This window comes from Phytohabitans aurantiacus (assembly GCF_027923225.1).
GTDB classification, from domain to species: domain Bacteria; phylum Actinomycetota; class Actinomycetes; order Mycobacteriales; family Micromonosporaceae; genus Phytohabitans; species Phytohabitans aurantiacus.
In genome coordinates, this window is record NZ_BSDI01000007.1 from 520,723 (window position 1) to 537,899 (window position 17,177).

17 protein-coding genes are annotated in these 17,177 nt (G+C 70.6%); 7 read left to right on the top strand and 10 right to left on the bottom strand.

From position 1 onward, the window contains the following. Positions 1-70: 70 nt before the first annotated feature. Positions 71-511, bottom strand: a complete 441-nt coding sequence (locus tag QMG73_RS09965) for an FAD-dependent oxidoreductase (protein WP_281893945.1) — start codon at positions 509-511, stop codon at positions 71-73. A 69-nt stretch (positions 512-580) separates the two neighbouring features. On the opposite strand from QMG73_RS09965, the gene QMG73_RS46345 reads away from it, so the two are divergent. Then, positions 581-922 carry a UBP-type zinc finger domain-containing protein gene (locus QMG73_RS46345; RefSeq protein ID WP_407676767.1) on the top strand — a complete coding sequence of 114 codons (342 nt, stop codon included), beginning with the start codon at positions 581-583 and terminating at the stop codon, positions 920-922. A 62-nt stretch (positions 923-984) separates the two neighbouring features. Beyond that, positions 985-1,176, top strand: coding sequence for a hypothetical protein (locus tag QMG73_RS09975; protein WP_281893946.1), 192 nt, complete (start codon positions 985-987; stop codon positions 1,174-1,176). Here QMG73_RS09975 and QMG73_RS09980 read toward each other — a convergent pair. The 3 genes from QMG73_RS09980 to QMG73_RS09990 form a co-directional block, all read right to left on the bottom strand. Then, positions 1,157-2,470, bottom strand: a complete 1,314-nt coding sequence (locus QMG73_RS09980) for an MFS transporter (RefSeq protein ID WP_281893947.1) — start codon at positions 2,468-2,470, stop codon at positions 1,157-1,159. The genes QMG73_RS09975 and QMG73_RS09980 overlap by 20 nt on opposite strands. 114 nt (positions 2,471-2,584) lie before the next feature. Further along, entirely contained in the window at positions 2,585-3,574 is a 990-nt protein-coding gene (locus QMG73_RS09985; protein WP_281893948.1) for an asparaginase, read from the bottom strand. A gap of 19 nt (positions 3,575-3,593) precedes the next feature. Beyond that, a complete protein-coding gene (locus QMG73_RS09990) occupies positions 3,594-4,127 on the bottom strand; it encodes a GntR family transcriptional regulator (RefSeq protein ID WP_309299449.1) in 534 nt (177 codons plus the stop codon). Here QMG73_RS09990 and QMG73_RS09995 point away from each other — a divergent pair. Beyond that, complete coding sequence (locus tag QMG73_RS09995) at positions 4,087-5,610, top strand: coiled-coil domain-containing protein (protein WP_281893952.1); 1,524 nt, start codon at positions 4,087-4,089, stop codon at positions 5,608-5,610. The two genes, QMG73_RS09990 and QMG73_RS09995, sit on opposite strands and share 41 nt — an antisense overlap. Before the next feature lie 9 nt (positions 5,611-5,619). On the opposite strand, the gene QMG73_RS10000 is transcribed toward QMG73_RS09995, so the two are convergent. The 6 genes from QMG73_RS10000 to QMG73_RS10025 all read right to left on the bottom strand — a co-directional run bounded on the left by QMG73_RS10000 (position 5,620) and on the right by QMG73_RS10025 (position 11,137). Then, positions 5,620-6,621 carry an NAD(P)-dependent alcohol dehydrogenase gene (locus QMG73_RS10000; protein ID WP_281893954.1) on the bottom strand — a complete coding sequence of 334 codons (1,002 nt, stop codon included), beginning with the start codon at positions 6,619-6,621 and terminating at the stop codon, positions 5,620-5,622. Next, a complete protein-coding gene (locus QMG73_RS10005) occupies positions 6,618-7,256 on the bottom strand; it encodes a DUF2306 domain-containing protein (protein ID WP_281893955.1) in 639 nt (212 codons plus the stop codon). Before QMG73_RS10005 ends, QMG73_RS10000 begins: the two co-directional genes overlap by 4 nt. Before the next feature lie 88 nt (positions 7,257-7,344). Then, positions 7,345-8,004 (bottom strand): response regulator, encoded by a 660-nt coding sequence (locus QMG73_RS10010; RefSeq protein ID WP_407676768.1) that lies wholly within the window; start codon positions 8,002-8,004, stop codon positions 7,345-7,347. Continuing rightward, complete coding sequence (locus tag QMG73_RS10015; protein ID WP_281893956.1) at positions 8,004-9,137, bottom strand: sensor histidine kinase; 1,134 nt, start codon at positions 9,135-9,137, stop codon at positions 8,004-8,006. Before QMG73_RS10015 ends, QMG73_RS10010 begins: the two co-directional genes overlap by 1 nt. A 12-nt stretch (positions 9,138-9,149) precedes the next feature. Then, positions 9,150-10,124, bottom strand: a complete 975-nt coding sequence (locus tag QMG73_RS10020; RefSeq protein ID WP_281893957.1) for an acetylxylan esterase — start codon at positions 10,122-10,124, stop codon at positions 9,150-9,152. Further along, entirely contained in the window at positions 10,124-11,137 is a 1,014-nt protein-coding gene (locus QMG73_RS10025; RefSeq protein ID WP_281893958.1) for a LacI family DNA-binding transcriptional regulator, read from the bottom strand. Before QMG73_RS10025 ends, QMG73_RS10020 begins: the two co-directional genes overlap by 1 nt. A gap of 176 nt (positions 11,138-11,313) precedes the next feature. Between QMG73_RS10025 and QMG73_RS10030 the strand changes: the two genes are divergently transcribed. Genes QMG73_RS10030 through QMG73_RS10045 form a run of 4 tightly spaced genes read left to right on the top strand, consistent with a single transcriptional unit; the run spans position 11,314 to position 17,177 of the window. After that, the gene (locus tag QMG73_RS10030) at positions 11,314-13,629 is read left to right on the top strand and encodes a beta-xylosidase/alpha-l-arabinosidase (protein WP_281893959.1); all 2,316 of its coding nucleotides are present in this window, start codon (positions 11,314-11,316) and stop codon (positions 13,627-13,629) included. Then, positions 13,626-14,618 carry an ABC transporter permease gene (locus QMG73_RS10035; protein WP_281893960.1) on the top strand — a complete coding sequence of 331 codons (993 nt, stop codon included), beginning with the start codon at positions 13,626-13,628 and terminating at the stop codon, positions 14,616-14,618. The genes QMG73_RS10030 and QMG73_RS10035 overlap by 4 nt, the downstream gene beginning before the upstream one ends. Beyond that, complete coding sequence (locus QMG73_RS10040; protein ID WP_281893961.1) at positions 14,615-15,502, top strand: carbohydrate ABC transporter permease; 888 nt, start codon at positions 14,615-14,617, stop codon at positions 15,500-15,502. The genes QMG73_RS10035 and QMG73_RS10040 overlap by 4 nt, the downstream gene beginning before the upstream one ends. Before the next feature lie 28 nt (positions 15,503-15,530). Continuing rightward, on the top strand, positions 15,531-17,177 hold the full coding sequence (locus QMG73_RS10045) for an ABC transporter substrate-binding protein (protein WP_281893962.1): 1,647 nt from the start codon (positions 15,531-15,533) through the stop codon (positions 17,175-17,177).

A 17,177-nucleotide genomic window follows, 5' to 3' on the forward strand; every position in this document is an offset into this window, starting at 1 on the left:
GCGCTGGGTGCCCGCAGCCGGCCGTCGTCGCCGATCAACAGGACCACGTCGTTGGGTGGCCGCGGGCATGTCAAGGTCGTCGTCGGCGGGATCGCGTGCCACGGGTCGAACCGCCGTAAGGGTCCTCAGGGTCAGGTGGGCGGGATGTTTGGTTGAGGCGGAAGAGGTTGCTGGGGTCGTAGCGGCGCTTGACCGCCACCAGCCGCTCCCACGTCGCCCCCGGATAGGCCGCGCGGACGCCCGCCAGGTCCAGGACGATGCCGTCGTCGCACTCGCTGTGGTTGCCGTGGCCGCCGCTTCGGACGGCGAGCGGCAGACCGGTGTCGCGGGCGACCAGCACGACACGCGAGACCTCGGCCGCGTCGAGCGGCCGGGCGATGACCGCCGGGCGGCGGTCGATGGCGCCGGAGAAGACGGTGCGGGCCCGGTCGTATCCCTCGTCGCCGGGCGTGATGACCACACCTTTCAGCTCGGCACGCAGCCGATCGACGGCCAAAGAGGTGGGTGGCATGACAAAAACTCCCCGTGTACTCGATTGACCGCCCGACCGTAGCCCCCACCCCTGACATACCGTGTACTCGTGATCAGGCGGCACGACGAGCACCGTGACCGGCCGCTGCGCGCGTTTCGGGAGTGGCTGCGGGCCGGCCGCCCACCTCAGGCGCTCGCCGGCTGTCCGCATCTGCGGGCGGCACCCGCACGCGACGTCGGTGAGCCGGCCACCTGCGACGACCACCAGCCGGACGACGGCCCCATCGTGCACCTGCGTACGTGCCTGACCTGCGGACATGTCGGCTGCTGCGACTCGTCGGCGCCCCAGCACGCGACCGCGCACGCCACCAGCACCGGGCACCCGGTCATCCAGTCCGCCCAGCCGGGCGAGACCTGGCGCTGGTGCTACCCCGACCAGTTGCTCGGTTGAACGTCACATAGGCGTTTAGCCAGCGCCTCCGGTGGTAAATGACATGCCGACCGGAGGTGATCATGGAGTACCTGACGATCGACGAGATCGCCAAGCACTACTGGGTCAGGCGCGGATTCGCGCCCGAGCTGGCCGCTGCCGGCCATTGGCGGCAGCGGTACGACGCGGACGGCACCGTGCGGTACCGCCGCGACGATGTCGAAGCCGTGCTCGGGCGCCAGTTCCACGCGGCGGTCAGCGCGACCGCCGGCTGATCCACGGGGGCGGCCGCCGCGAGAGGACAAGCGCCGCCGCGACCGCGAGGTACGGCAGCGCGAACGCCGCGAAGGCCCACTCGTGACCGGTCGCCCCCGCCATCACCCCGTAACCGGCGAACACGGCGATCGTCGTGGAGTCGCTCAGGACACCCGCGAACGACGTCACCGTCGCCCGGGACGAGCCCGTGATCCGATGCTGGAGCCGCGCGTCCGCGGTCACCGACGCGAGCTGGAAGCCGCAGAACGCGATCGCGAGCAACACGAAGCCCGCCGGGCGCCCGCTGGCCGCGCCGGCGGCGAGCAGCCCGGCGGCGGCCACGAGCAGGACCGCGAGGCCCGTCGAGGACAGCCGCTCCCCCACGCCGCCGAGCAGGCCACCAGCGGTGGCACCAACCCAGATCAACAGCATGAACAGCGGCACGGTCGCGTCCGGCACTCCCGCATCGCGGGCCAGCAGCGGCGTGTACTCCTCCAGCGCGCCCCATACGACGGTGACCGCCGGCACGAGCAGGACGGCACCGCGTACCGCACGACTGTGTCGCGCCTCAGCGAAACCGGCGAGGAGCACGTCGAGGTATCCGGTGTCGGGTGCGGCTGTGGCCAGTACCGGCGTCTCCGGCGATGGCGGATGGGTGACCGCCACCGCGGCCTCGCCCACGGCGGCGGTCATCGAATGGCCGCGCGCGCTCGACGCGTGCGCCACCGACCTGGCGCGGTGCTCGGGAAGCTGGGCCGCGATGGCGGCGGCGACCAGGCACGCGACCACGCTCGCCGCGCCCACCGCGTGGTATCCGCCCGCGTCGAGCACCGGCGAAGCCAGCGCCATCGACAGCACGGCCGAGATCAGCCCGGCGGCCTGCGCGCGCCCGATCGTCCTGGCGTACCGGTCAGCGGCGCCCAAGCGGTCGAGTTCCTCGTAGACGAGCGCCTCGAACGCGCCGGATGCCAGCGCCTCCTTCGCGCCCCAGAGCACGAAACCGAGCGCGAACACCCAGTACGAGGGTGCGGCGACCCAGAGGCCGAACCCGACTGCGGACGAAAGTGGACCGGCCACGAGCAGGGCTCGCCGCGAAAACCTGTCGGCCCAAACGCCGGACGGGATCTCCAGCGCGATCGAACTGGCCGACCAGATGACGAACAGCGACGAGATCTGCCAGACGGACAGGCCGGTGTCACTGAACAGCAGCGTGTAGACCGGGTACAGCAGGACCAGGTTGTCGAAGAGGCAGTACAGGTAAAGGGTGGCATTGAGCCGCGAGGCAGTGGCGTTGAGCCGTGAGGTAGTCAGCATGGGCCTTCCTGAGGGGACGAATCGGACGCTGGGCGCACGACTCCCTCAGGAGGACCTCGGGTGCTAGTTGAGCATCAACATCGCCACGTCATACCCGCCATCCTACGGCGCGGGTCAGCCGGCGGCGGTGAAGGCGGCGCGGATGCCGTCGCGGTCGGTGCCGGCGGCCAGTAGGACACGCAACAGCACGCGCGCCTTGAAGGGGTCGAGGAATCCGGCCGGGATCAGGCCGCGGGCCACCAGGTCGCGCTCGGAGCCCGGAAACCCGTACGTGCCGGTCAGCACCGGGCCCGCGCCCGTCCGGGACGCGAGCACCACCGGCACCGCCTCGACGAGGTATTGCAGCGCGGGCACCATCGCCTGCGGCACGTGACCGGCGCCGAACGCCGCGAGAATCACACCGTCCACACGGGACCCGAGCCCATCCAGCACGGCGCCGTCGTCGTCGAGAGTCACCGTGACGACCGCGACCGTGGGCCGGGATCCGCCCGGCCGGAACGCTGGTGTGCGGCTCAGTCGCTCGATGAGCATTCGCGGCTGTCCCTCGACGACGTATCCCAGCGGGCCTCCGTTGGGGGACCTGAAGGTGGATCCGGCGGTCGAGTGTGTCTTGCGGACCCGGCGGGCGGCGTGGATCTCGTCTGCGAAAACCACCACACAACCCAGGTCGCGCGCGGCTGGACTGGCCGCCACCTGTACCGCGCCGAGCAGGTTGGCCGGGCCGTCCGCACCCGCCATAGCGGCATTGCGCATCGCGCCGGTGACCACGATGGGCTCGGGGCCGGAATGGTACAGATCAAGCAGGTAAGAGGTCTCCTCGATGGTGTCGGTGCCCTGAATGACCACGACACCGTCGACACCCGCCGCCAGGTTCCGCCGCACCAGATCTGCCAGACCCGCCACGTCGTCAAAACTGACGCTCGCACCGGGCAGTTGCCGGAAGTCCACCGCCTCCAGGTCGGCGTCGAGCTCGGCCAGCCCGGGCACGCCCGCGATGAGCTGGTCCACGGACAAGGCGGGCGCGACGCCACCGGTGGCGATCGGCGTCATCGTGATCGTGCCGCCCAGACTCACCACGAGCACTCTGGGTCGAAGCTTTCCCATCGGCGCAGACTATCCGCGCCTACGCTGACCCGCGGGACAGTTGCTCCCGCACCGCGTTGAGGGCCTGTTCCGGCGACGCGCCGAGACGCCAGATAGCCGCGGCATAGCGCCTGGCCTCCTCCCGGAGGCGCTCCTGAAGAGCGGGTTCGGCCGCAGCAGGCGCCAGCGCTGCGACCGTGGTGCCGTGCCGCACCCGACTGACGACGATGCCGTCGGCTTCGAGCTCCCGGTATGCCCTCGCCACGGTGCCGGGCGCGAGTCCCAGATCGTTGGCGAGCTGACGGATGCTGGGCAGCCGGTGGCCGACCGGTGCTGAGCATGGGCGATACTCGCTCCTCCAGCAGAGCGTTCGACCACACCGTGCGGTAGGACGTCCGCCAGCCGTACGGGTGGAAGAAAGCGGCACGGGGTGGGGCGGTGTCCGGAGTGTGACACCGGTAGCGTGGGGCGGCGTGCCGGCGGCACCCCCTTTCCCGCCGGCAAGGCGCTCGGCGACGTATGGAGGATGGCGCATGTCCCAGGGCGGGGAGCTGTACGCGGTGCGCGAGAGCATGAGTGCGCAGCCGGGCTTCGAGATCAAGCTGCGCGGCTACGACCAGCGGCAGGTCGACCGGTACCTCGCGCAGAGGGACAACGAGGTCGCCACGCTGCTGACCGAGCGCGACCACGCGTTGGGGCAGGTGCACGACCTGGCCGCCCAGCTCCAGCACACGCACACCGAGCTGACCGAGCTGCGGCAGCGGCCGGCGCAGGTCGACCGGGCGTCGTTCCGGCACCTGGGCCCGATGGTCGACCAGATCCTCGCCCTGTCCGAAAACCAGGCCGAGGCGATCACCAACAAGGCCGCCCAGCAGGCCAACGAGGTGCGCGCCGAGGCCGACAAGGTGCTGGCCGACGCTCGCGAGTACGCCGCGCAGACCCGCCACGACCTGGAGTCGGAGATCGCCGCCAGGCGCGCCGAGGAAGAGAAGATCACCGAGGAGCGGCGGGCGGCGATGCAGGCCGAGCTGGCCGAGGTCCGCGACCTGGCCGAGCGGCTGCGTGCCGAGGCGCAGCAGGAGATCGAGGCGGCCCGCGCGCAGACCGAGCAGGAGCTGGCGCAGTGGCGGTCCGAAGTGGAGCAGGAGATCGGCGAACAACGGGCCGCCGTCGAGGCCGAGCTGGCCGAGAAGCGCCGGCACGCCGATGAGCAGAGTGCGGTACACCAGCAGCAGCTCGGACTGGTACAGCAGGAGATCCGGGCGCGGCGGCAGGCGTTGACGCACCTTCAGGCCGAGATGGACAGTGCGCAGCAGCGGCTCACCCAGTGGCGCCAGGAGGGTGCCGCGGCCGAGCGCGAGGTCGCCCAGCTCCAGCAGCACATGGAAGAGATGCGCCACGACCTGGCCACCGAGACTGACCGCCTCGACGAGGTGCGCCGGTCGGCGGAGTCGGCGGAGCGGCACGCCAAGGAGGTCCGCGCCCGGGTCCAGCGGGAAGCCAAGCGGGTCGCCGACCTGGCCGCCGCCGCGGTGATGGCAGCGGCGGCGGGTGGCGTGCAGACCGGCGAGTACCCGATGGTGACGCACGCCCGGCCCGCCGCACCGCAGCCCGCGGAGCCGGCTGTGGAGCCGGCCGCCGAGCCGACCGTCGAGGCGGCACCGCGGGCCGAGGCGCCCGCGGAGGTGGCGCCGGAGGTGACCGAGGCGATGCCGCTGCCCGCCGCGCCGGCGCCCGCGGAGCACGAGGTGACGCACGTCTTCGAGGCCGCGCCCGCGCCGGTGCGCGGGATGTTCGAGCCGGCGCAGGTCCCGTTCAACGCGGCACCGACGTTCGAGGCGCCCACCGTGGTGCCGGCGCCGGTGGACCCCGCGCCGGTCACGGAGGCGCTGACCGTGCCGGTCGCCGACCTGGCCGAGCCACTCACCGAGCCGGCCGGCTGGGCGCCGGTCGTGGTGCACGGCGACAGCCCGCTCCAGCACGACACCGAGCTCACGCTCCCCGTCCAGCGCGCCCCGGAGGGCCACCCGATCCCCGCCGACACCGACCCGCGCTAGCGCTAGCGCTCACATGGTGATGGCCACCTTGGCGCGGGCGTGCTCCACCTGGAGGTAGCGCACCGCCGCCGGGGCCTCGGCCAGCTTGTACGTGCGGTCGATCACCGGTGTGACCTGGCCGGATTCGATCAGCTCGCGCAGGGCCTGCAACGTCTCGGCGCGCGGCGGCACGTTGTTGAGCAGGACCAACCGGTGCCGGACGAACCGCGCCGCCAGCTGGCCGGCGATCGTCAGGGTCATCGGCCCGAAGAGCTGCGGCCGCCGGCCGGACACGCCGCCGCCGGAGAAGATCAGGGTACCGGCGGGCGTGAGCACCCGGCGCAGGTCGGCCAGCGCCCGGTTGGCGACCAGGTCGAAAACGACGTCGTACCGCTCCGGCGCGCGGGCGAAGTCGTCACGCGTGTAGTCGACGACGTGGTCGGCGCCGAGCGACCGCACGAGGTCGGCGTTCCGGGTACTGCACACACCGGTGACCTCCGCGCCGAGCGCCTTGCCGATCTGCACCGCGAACGTGCCCACTCCCCCGGACGCGCCGTTGACGAGTACCCGCTGGCCGGGCTGGACGCGGGCCGCCTCGCGGAGCCCGACGAGCGCGGTGGCGCCCGCGAGCGGCACGGTGGCCGCCTGCTCGAACGTCAGGTTGGCCGGTTTGAACGCGAGCTGCCCCTCGGGCACGCACACGTACTCGGCGAAAGCACCGTCCAGTTCGCGCGCGTCGCCGTACACCTCGTCGCCGGGCTGGAACCTGGTCACCGACGGGCCGACCGCCTCGACCCGGCCCGCCAGGTCGCTGCCCCGAATCGTCCTCTTCGGACCGCGAGCCCCGAAGACCTCGCGGAACGCCAGCCGCGCCAGGTACGGGTCGCCGCGCATGACGTGCCATTCGCGGGCGTTGACGGACGACGCGTGTACCCGCACCAGCACCTCGCCTTCGGCGGGGACCGGCGTCTCGACCTCCCGCACCGACAGGGATTCAGCGGACCCGTACCGGTACTGGACGACAGCCTTCATCGAAATCTCCTTCTGATCAGCCACTCGACGAACGCGAGGTTGACGACCCAGGCGAGCGCGCTCAGCAGTGCCCGGGCAACGCCCACCGGCTGCTGTCCAAACGCGACGGCCCAGCCCCCGAGGGTGAGCACCTGCGTGCCGGCGCCCAGGCCGATGGCGTACCCGCGCAGCATCCACGCGCGGTGCCGGCGGATGTCCCGCCGCCGTACCGCCAACACTGCGGCCACTATGGACAGTGCCATCGCGGAGCCGAACACCAGCCGGAAGGCGGTCATCAGCACCCCATCCATAGACGGGTGCGGGTAGAACACGGTCATCCACAGACCGGACAGCGCGGCGGTGAGTCCACAGAGGACCAGTACCCGGCCGGCGGCGCGATGCCAGCCGAGCGAGCGCCGGCGCAGTCCGGTGGGGAACTGGAAGGCGCCCACCACGCAGAACAGGGTGGCTCCGACGATGTGCAGCACGATCGGCACCGGCGACTCGACGAACCGGGCGTTCTCCGGGGTGACCTCGGCACCGACCGACAACTCGGTCACGCGGACGGCACCGGCGATCACCGGCACCAGGCTGAGCGCGATCAGCGCGGTGGGTACCGGCCAGACCCGGCTGGCGCGGACAGCGGTGACACTCATGTATCGATCGTCGCGGCGGCGGCGTGCCGTTTCATCGGAACTTGAGCCGCTCGCGCACCGGTCTTTGGTGCGGCGAGGAAACCGTACTTTAGGCCGAGGGACGCACGCGGTCCGTCTCGTACGCCCACATGGCGATCTCGACGCGGTTGCGGGCGCCGAGCTTGGCCATCAGGCTCGCGATGTGCGTCTTTACGGTGCTCAGCGTGATGAACAGCTCGCTGGCGATCTCGCTGTTGGTGCGGCCGCGCGCGACAGCCGCCAGCACCTGTTCTTCGCGGTCGGTCAGGGCGTCGATCGGCTGTTTGGTGGGCGCGGCCGGTCCGGAGTCGGCGAACGCCTTGAGCAGCCGGGTGGTGACGCTCGGAGCGATCAGCGCCTCGCCGCTGGCCGCCGCGTGCACGGCCTGGGCGAGCAACGCGGGGCCGGCGTCCTTGAGCAGGAAGCCTTTCGCACCGGCCCGCAGCGCGGCGTACACGTACTCGTCGAGGTCGAAGGTGGTGATGACGACGACCGCGAGGGGGTCGGCGACGGCCGGGCCGGCGAGCGCGCGGGTGGCCTCGATGCCGTCGAGGCCCGGCATCCGGATGTCGAACAGGCACACGTCGGGGCGCAGCCGGCGAGCCACCTCGACCGCCCGCCACCCATCGGCGGCCTCACCGACCACCTCGATGCCGGGCTGCGCGTTGAGGATCATCGTGAGCCCGGTGCGCACGATCTCCTGGTCATCCGCGACCACGACGCTGACCATTATGAGGCGGCCCGGGGGAGGACGGCGGTCACAGTCCAGCCGCGGCCGGGCGCGGGGCCGGCCTCGCAGGTGCCGCCGAGGAGCCCGGCGCGCTCCATCATGCCGACCAGGCCGTATCCGCGCGAGCCGGCCGTGCGTGCGGCGGTCGCCTCACCGTCGTCGCTGACCCGCAGGCGCACCGCCGTGTCGTCGACATCGACCCGTACCTGGATGCGGGTGGCGTGCCGGGCGTGCCGGCGGGCGTTGGTGACCGACTCCTGAGCGAGCCGGAAGATCGCGGTGCCGACCGGCGGCGGCAGGGCGTCGACGTCGCCGACAAGCTCCACCTCGACGGCCGGGCCGGTGCGGGAAGAGCCGGCGAGCCGGTCGAGGTCGGACACCAGCGGGGCGGGCGCCCGCTCGGCGGGCTCGCCTCTGCGCAGTACCCGGACCATCGCCCGCATTTCGGCGAGCGCCTTGGTGGCCTCGGCCTCGATGAGCCGCAGCGCGTCGGTGGCGGCGGCCGGGTCGGACGCCGCGGTCGCGAGGCCGGCCTGTGCGCGGATGGCCATCGCCGACACGTGGTGGGCGACGGTGTCGTGCAGGTCGCGGGCCAGGCGCTCGCGTTCGAGGAGCTTGACCTGGTCGAGCTCGCGCTGCCGCGAGCCGACCCGGTAGCGCACGGCGGCGCCGAGGGTCATCGCGGCGAAAAGCACGACGAACCCGGCGCCGGCCTCGCCGAGGCTGATGTCGCCGAGCGCCGCGCTGAGGCCCACCTTGGCGAACATGATGCCGAGGCCGAGCACGGCCTCCCGCGCCGAACCCCAGCGGAAGAGCGCGTACGGCAGCAGCGTCACGTAGACCAGCGTGTTGAGCTCCGGCTCAGCACCGGTGACCAGCGGCGTCACGGCACAGGTGCCGAACACGATCGCGACCATCAGCAGCGGCCGGGTGCGCCGCCACAGCAGGGCCGGCACCAGCCCCGCGGTCACCACCAGCGAGACGGCCGGCGCGTGCAGGCCGGACCAGCGCACCGCCACTTCGAGCACGACGAGCGGTATGAGCACCGCGACGAGCGCCCAGTCGCGCCAGACCCGGGCGGGCGCGCCCGGGGGACGCGGCTCGTCCCATACGGAGCGCAACAGACCCTGCACAGCGCCAGGGTACTAGTCTCCCAGTCGCTCGCGCAGCCACCGGAGTTGGCGGCGTACGTGCACGGCCTCGCCGCCCTCGTGGTGGTTGAAGGGATACACGTGGATCGTGCGGTCGGTGCCCGCGTACCGGTTGAAGGCGGCGTAGACGGTGCTCGGCGGGCACACCGTGTCGCGCAGTCCCACCGCGAAGTGCGCGGGCGCCGTGGCGCGCCGGGCGAAGTTCGCACCGTCGATATAGGACAGTGTGTTTCGGGCGGCCGCCTCGGCCTCGCGGTGTATCGCCAGAAACGTCACGATCTCGCTGTACGGCGCCGCGTCGGTGATTTCGATGGCGCGCTGGATGTGGCACAGGAACGGCACGGTGGTCAGCACCGCCGCCAGGTCCGGCAGGAGTCCCGCGGCGGCGATCGCGAGCCCGCCACCCTGGCTGTTGCCGGCGGCCACCACCCGCGCCGGATCCACGCCGGGCAGTTCCCGCACCGCCTCGACGGCGCGCACCGCGTCGGTGATCAGGCGCCGGTAGTAGTAGTCGGGCGGCGACAGGATGCCACGGGTCATCGGTCCGGGGCCGCCGAGCGCGTTGCCGTGCGGGTCGGGGGTGTCGCCGCCGGTGCCGAACTGCCCACCCTGGCCGCGGCTGTCCATGAGCAGGTGCGCGTATCCGGCCGCGGCGAACGTGAGCCGCTCGTGCGGCAGGCCCCGCCCCCGCCCGTACCCGAGATACTCCACGACGGCGGGCAGCGGCTCGTCGACGCCGGCGGGCCGGGTGTACCAGGCGCGGACCGGGTCGCCGCCGAACCCGGCGAACGTGACGTCGTACGACTCGACCAGGCGCAGGTCGGTCGGTTCCGGCTGTACGTCGATCAGTACCTTGCCGGCGCGCGCCTCGTCCAGTGTGGACCGCCAGAACTCGTCGAAGTCGTCGGGCTCGGCGATGGTGGGTTCGTACTGCTCCAGCTGAGCGAGCGGCAGGTCGAAAAGCGCCATCAGTGTGCCTCCGCGGGGGGTGCGGTCGTTTCGCGAACGACGAGTTCGGTCACCAGGTCGATGCGGCTGGTGGACAGCTCGACGCCGCGCGCGATGTCGAGCAGCATCCGGGTGGCGGTGCCGGCCATGTCGCGCAGCGGCTGGTTGACGGTGGTGAGCGCGGGACCGATCCACGCGGCGACCGGCAGGTTGTCGTACCCGATGACCGAAAGGTCCCGCGGCACGTCGAGGCCGAGCTTGCGCGCGGCGCGCAGCACCCCCATCGCCTGCATGTCCGACCCGGCGAAGATGGCGGTGGGGCGGTCGGTGCGGCCGAGCAGTTCCAGCCCGTACTCGTAGCCGGCGTTGACATAGAAGTTGCCGTACCGCACGAGCTCGGGGTCGACCGGTACGCCCGCCTCGTCGTGTGCGGACCGGAAGCCGGCGACGCGGGCCCGGCTGCACAGCACGTCTTCCGGTCCCGAGATGATCGCGATCCGGCGGTGGCCGAGGTCGAGCAGGTGTCGGGCGGCGAGCAGGCCGCCGTTCCAGTTGTTGGAGCCGACGGTGGGCACCGAGGCGGTGGTCGCGCTGTCGGTGTCGACCACGACGAACGGGATCCGCTGGCGCTCCAGCTGCTGGCAGTGCGACTGCGACGGGTGGCAGAGCACGAAGACCGCGCCCAGCGGGCGGCGGCCGAGCACCCCGTCGAGCCACTGCTGCGGCGGCTCGTGCGCGCCGCCGAGCTGGGACAGCACGAGGTCGACCTTGGCGGCCGCCGTGACCGACTCGACCCCCCGGATGATCTCCATGGCCCACGCCGCGGCGAGCTCGTGGAAGACCAGGTCGACCTGCTCGCGGCCGGTCGAGCGCCGCTTGACGCGGCGCTGGTACCGGTGCCGCTCCAGGCTGGCCTCGACCCTTGCCCTGGTCGAGGCGGCAACGTCGGAGTGCCCGTTGAGGACCTTGGACACGGTCGTCACGGACACGCCGACCTCGTCGGCGATCGTCGCTATCGTTGCGGAACTCGTCATCGAAATCTCACCCAGCATCGCCGGAAGTTTCGGCGGTCACTGTAACACTGGATCAAGCACAAACCGATCAACGTCTCTGACTAACCCTTGACACACCTCTGACAAGGCGCCTAACTTGCCGTCAGATGTGACCGGCATGTTGCGGAAACTTTCGGCAAAGCCGGGTAAGGGGAGGCATGGGTAGCCAGGTGAACGACGACGCGCGTTGGCGCGACCAGGAGCGGTCCACGGCGGAGCGGGTCGAGGCGTTGATCCCGCTCATGACGCTGGAGGAGAAGGTCGCGCAGCTGGTCGGCGTGTGGGTCGGCGCGGACGCGTCCGGTGGCGGCGTCGCGCCCTACCAGTCCGACATGGTCGGCGGTGCCTCCTGGAGCACGCTGATCAGCCAGGGGCTCGGCCAGCTGACCCGGCCGTTCGGCACCGCGCCGGTCGATCCGGTGCGCGGCGCGCGGTCGCTCGCGGCCGCGCAGGACGAGATCGTCGCGGCCAGCCGGTTCGGGATACCCGCGCAGGTGCACGAGGAGTGCCTGACCGGGTTCGCGACCTGGCGGGCCACCGCGTTCCCCGCGCCGCTGTGCTGGGGCGCCGCCTTCGACCCGGACCTGGTCGGGCGGATGGCCGGGCACATCGGCCGCACGATGCGGGCGGCGGGCGTGCACCAGGGCCTGTCGCCGGTGCTCGACGTGACCCGCGACTACCGGTGGGGCCGCACGGAAGAGACGATCGGCGAGGACCCATACCTGGTCGGGACGGTGGGCGCCGCGTACGTGCGCGGGTTGGAAGACGCCGGCGTGGTCGCGACCCTCAAGCACTTCGCCGGGTACTCGGCCTCGCGCGGTGGCCGGAACCTGGCGCCCGTGCCGATGGGCCCGCGCGAACTGGCCGACGTGATCCTGCCGCCGTTCGAGATGGCGCTGCGCCTCGGCGGGGCGCGCTCGGTGATGAACTCCTACGCCGAGATCGACGGCGTCCCCGTCGCCGGCGACCCGGAGCTGCTGACCGCGCTGCTGCGCGACGAGTGGGGCTTCACCGGCACGGTGGTGTCCGACTACTTCGCGATCCGGTTCCTGCAAAGCCTGCACGGCGTCGCCGCCGACGGCGCGGAGGCCGCGGCGCTCGCGTTGCGCGCCGGCATCGACGTCGAACTGCCCAATGTGGATGCCTTCGGCACCCCACTGATCGAAGCCGTCAAGTCCGGCGCCGTCGATGAGTCGCTCATCGACCGGGCCCTTTCCCGGGTACTGGCGCAGAAGGTCGAACTCGGCCTGCTGGACGACGGCTGGCGGGCCCTACCCGACGGCGTCGACGACCTCGACCTCGACAGCCCCGGCAGCCAGGACGTGGCGCTGCGCCTGGCGCGACAGTCCATTGTGCTGCTTCGCAACACCGGCGGTGTCCTGCCGCTCGCGGCCGAGACGCGGGTCGCACTGGTGGGTCCGGTCGCCGACGACCCGATCGCGATGCTCGGCTGCTACTCGTTCCCCGCGCACGTGGGCGTGCGCCACCCCGAACACGGGCTCGGTCTCGACATCCCGTCGCTGCGCGAGGCGCTCGGGCGGGCGTACCCCGATCTGGCGTACGCGCCCGGCTGCGACATCACCGGCGACGACACGTCCGGCATCGCCGAGGCCGCCGCGCTGGCCGCCGGCAGTGACGTGTGCGTGCTGGTGGTCGGCGACCGTGCCGGGCTCTTCGGGCGCGGCACCTCCGGCGAGGGGTGCGACGCCACCGACCTGCACCTGCCGGGCGTGCAGCGCGACCTGGTGCGGGCGGTGCTCGCCACCGGTACCCCGGTCGTGCTGGTGCTTCTTGCCGGCCGCCCGTACGCGCTCGGTGACGCCTTCGACGGCGCGGCCGCGATCGTGCAGGCGTTCTTCCCAGGGCAGTCCGGCGGTCAGGCCCTCACCGAGGTGTTGACCGGCGCGGTGAACCCGTCGGGGCGGCTGCCGGTGAGCGTGCCGCGCGACGCCGGCGGTGTACCGGCCACCTACCTGGCGCCGCCGCTCGGCCGCCGCACCGAGGTGTCCTCTGTGGACCCGACACCGGCGTTCCCGTTCGGCCACGGCCTGAGCTACACGACGTTCGAGTACCGGGACGCCGGCGGGCCCACGGAGTGGCCGGTCGATGGTGACGTTCACGTGAACGTGACGGTCGCCAACACCGGGTCGCGGGCCGGCGCCGAGGTGGTGCAGCTCTACCTGCACGACCCGGTCGCCCAGGTCACCCGCCCCGTCGTGCGGCTCATCGGATACGCCCGGGTCCCGCTGGAAGCCGGCCAGAGCGCCCGGGTCACGTTCGCGGTACCGGCCGACGCGGCGTCGTTCACCGGTGTCGGCGGGCGCCGGATCGTCGAGCCCGGCGCCGTCGAGCTGCGCTTCGGCCGCTCGTTCTCGGACATCGAGGGCGTGGTGCCGCTGACCCTGGTCGGGGCGGAACGCGAGGTCGGCCACGGCCGGCAGCTGCTCACCTATTCCACAGTGGAGACGCTATGAGCACACCCACGGTGAACGCGCCACCACCCGGCGCGGTACGCCCCGAGCCAGAGGTCAGAGCGGCCACCCGCCGCGTCAAGCCACCCAAGCTCACCTGGCGGCGGGCGCTTCGGCGGGACTGGCAGCTGTACTCGCTGGCGATCCTGCCGCTGGTGTTCTTCCTCATCTTCCGGTACCTGCCGATGCTCGGAAACATCATCGCGTTCCGCCGGTTCCAGCCCGGCGGCAGCGTCTTCGGCGAGTACTGGGTCGGCCTGCGGTACGTGAAGATGTTCCTGAACGACCCGACGTTCTGGGAGGTCTTCACCAATACGCTGATCCTCGGTGGCCTCACGCTGATGATCTGCTTCCCGCTGCCGATCGTCCTGGCGCTGCTGCTCAACGAGGTGCGCACGCGCTACCTGAAGCGGTTCGTACAGTCGGTGTCGTACCTGCCGCACTTCCTGTCCATCGTGATCGTGGCCGGCATGGTCATGCAGATCCTGTCGGTCGACGGCATCGCCAACCAGGCTGTCAGGGCGTTCGGGGGTGATCCGGTCTCGTTCCTTCAGGAGGCCGGCTGGTTCCGCACCATCTACGTGTCCTCCGAGGCGTGGCAGACCGTCGGCTGGGGCACGATCCTCTACCTGGCGGCGCTCACCACCATCGACGAGGACCTGTACGAGGCGGCCCGGATCGACGGCGCCAGCCGCTGGCGCCAGACCTGGCACGTGACCCTTCCCGGCATCCGGCCGACCATGGTGACGCTGCTGATCCTCAACATCGGCACGTTCATGGCGGTCGGTTTCGAGAAGGTCCTGCTGCTGTACAACCCGCTGACCTATCCGACCGCTGACGTGATCTCCACGTACCTGTACCGGGTCGGCATCGTGTCCGGCAACTTCAGCTACGCCGCGGCGATCGGCCTCTTCGAGGCGCTGATCGGGCTGACGCTCGTGCTGTCGGCGAACTTCATCTCCAAGCGCACGGTGGGGGCGAGCCTGTGGTGAAGCGCCAGAAGGTCACGCGTGGCTACCGGATCTTCCAGGTGGTCAACGCCGTCGTGCTGACCGGTGTCGTCGTGGTCACGCTGTACCCCTTCCTCAACATCGTGGCCCGCTCGTTCAGCGACCAGGCCAACGTCGTCGCCGGAAAGGTGAACCTGCTCCCCAAGGGGTTCAACCTCAACGCGTACGAGGAGGTGCTGAGCGACTCGCTGTTCTGGACCAACTACCGCAACACCCTCTTCTACACCTTCACCGCCACGGTCATCGCGATCGTGCTCACCACCTGCTACGCGTACGTGCTCTCCAAGCCCCAACTCAAAGGCCGCGGCATCCTCGTCGGCGTCGCGGTGTTCACCATGTTCTTCAGCGGCGGCCTGATCCCCAACTACATCCTCGTCACCAGCCTCGGTTTGAAGAACAGCGTCTGGGCCATCGCACTGCCCAACGCGATCAGCGTCTTCAACCTGCTGGTGATGAAGGCCTTCTTCGAAAGCCTCCCCAGCGAGTTGGAGGAGGCCGCTTCCGTCGACGGCCTGTCCACGTACGGGATCCTGTGGCGGATCGTGCTGCCGCTGTCGAAGGCGATCGTCGCCACGATGGTGCTTTTCTACGCGGTGTCTTTCTGGAACTCCTGGTTCTCCGCTTTCCTCTACATGGACAAGCAGGAGTTGTGGCCGGTCACCGTCTACTTGCGCAACCTGATCGCGGGAGCCACCTCGACCGCGTTCGGCGGCAACGCCGTGACCGAGGGTGCGGAGGCGTTGCAGGTCGGCGCCACCGTCAAGGCGGTAGCGATCGTGCTCACCACCCTGCCCATCCTCCTGGTCTACCCGTTCATCCAGCGCTACTTCGTCTCCGGCGTCATGCTCGGCGCCGTCAAGGGATGACCCACCCACCCCGGAAAGGACCTCCCCCATGGCCTACCAACCGTCCCGGCGCCAGGTTCTCGCCGCCGCCGCGGGCCTCGTCGCACTCGGCCTCGCCGGCTGCGGCGGTGACGACTCCAACGAAACCAGCGACCTTGAGGGCAAGAAGGTCGGCGCGATGGAGAAGTACGGCGTCGGCGACCAGTTCAAGGCGACCGAGGCGCTCACCTTCTCCGTCCTGTACAACAACCACCCCAACTATCCACTGAAGACGGACTGGCTGTTCTGGTCGGAGCTGACCAAGCGCACGAACATCAAGCTGGACCCGGTCGCCGTGCCGCTGAGCGACTACGCGCAGAAGCGCAGTGTCCTCATCGGAGCCGGCGACGCCCCGCTGCTCATCCCGAAGACCTACCGCCCCGACGAGAACTCGTACGTCTCCTCCGGCGCCATCCTGCCGGTCAGCGACTACCTCGACCTGATGCCCAACTTCAAGGACAAGATCGAGAAGTGGAAGCTCCAGCCGGAGATCGACACGATGCGGCAGGCCGACGGCAAGTTCTACCTGCTGCCCGGCGTGCACGAGAAGCCGTGGGCCGACTACTCGCTGGCCGTGCGCACCGACATCCTCCAGCAGCTCAACCTTCAGATCCCGAAGACCTGGGACGAGGTCTACACGATGCTGAAGGCGATGAAGCAGGCGTACCCGGCCCTCTACCCGTTCTCCGACCGGTGGGGCAAGCCCACACCCGGCGGCGCGTTCTTCTCGAACCTCGGCGCGGCCTACGGCGCGCCCGGCGGCTGGACGTACCAGCACGCCACCTGGGACGCCAGCACGAAGAAGTACTTCTACACCGGTGCGAGCGACAAGTACAAGGGCTGGGTCGAGTTCGTCTCCAAGCTGGTCGCCGAGAAGCTGATGGACCCGGAGAGCTTCACGCAGGACGACGACATCGCGCGCCAGAAGCTGGCCAACAGCAAGTCGTTCGTCATCATGTGCAACGCGCAGACCCTCGTCAACGACCACCGCAAGGACCTCGCCGCCACGAACCCGAAGGCGACGATCGTCAAGATTCCGCTGCCGATCGGCCCGGAGGGTGAGATCAACCCGGCCAGCCGCCTGGAGAACGGCATGATGATCTCCACGAAGGCCAAAGACAGCAAGAACTTCGTGGCCATGATGCAGTTCGTCGACTGGCTCTGGTACTCCGACGAGGGCCAGGTGTTCGCCCGGCTCGGTGTGGAAGGGACCACCTGGGTCAAGGGCGCTTCGGGCCAGCCGGAGCTGTCGCCCAATGTGGACATGGTCGGCCTGCACCCCCAGGCGCCCAAGCACCTGCAGAAGGACTTCGGCTTCGGCAACGGCGTGTTCGCCTACGGCGGCAAGCCCGAACTCGTCCAGGCGTTCTTCTCCACCGAGGAGAAGGAGTTCCAGGCCGTGATGAACGCGCGCAAGCAGGGCCCGTGGGTCACGCCGCCGCCGGCTCCGTTCACCGACGAGGAGCGCGAGCAGGCCACGCTCTGGGAGTCGGGCCTCAAGGACTTCGTCTTCCAGCAGACCCTGAAGTTCATCCTCGGCCAGCGCCCGATCGCCGAATGGGACGCGTACAAGACCGAGCTGAAGAGCAAGAACATGGACGCCTACATGGAGCTGGTCCAGAAGGCGTACGACCGCTACCAGAAGGAGCACGGCTGA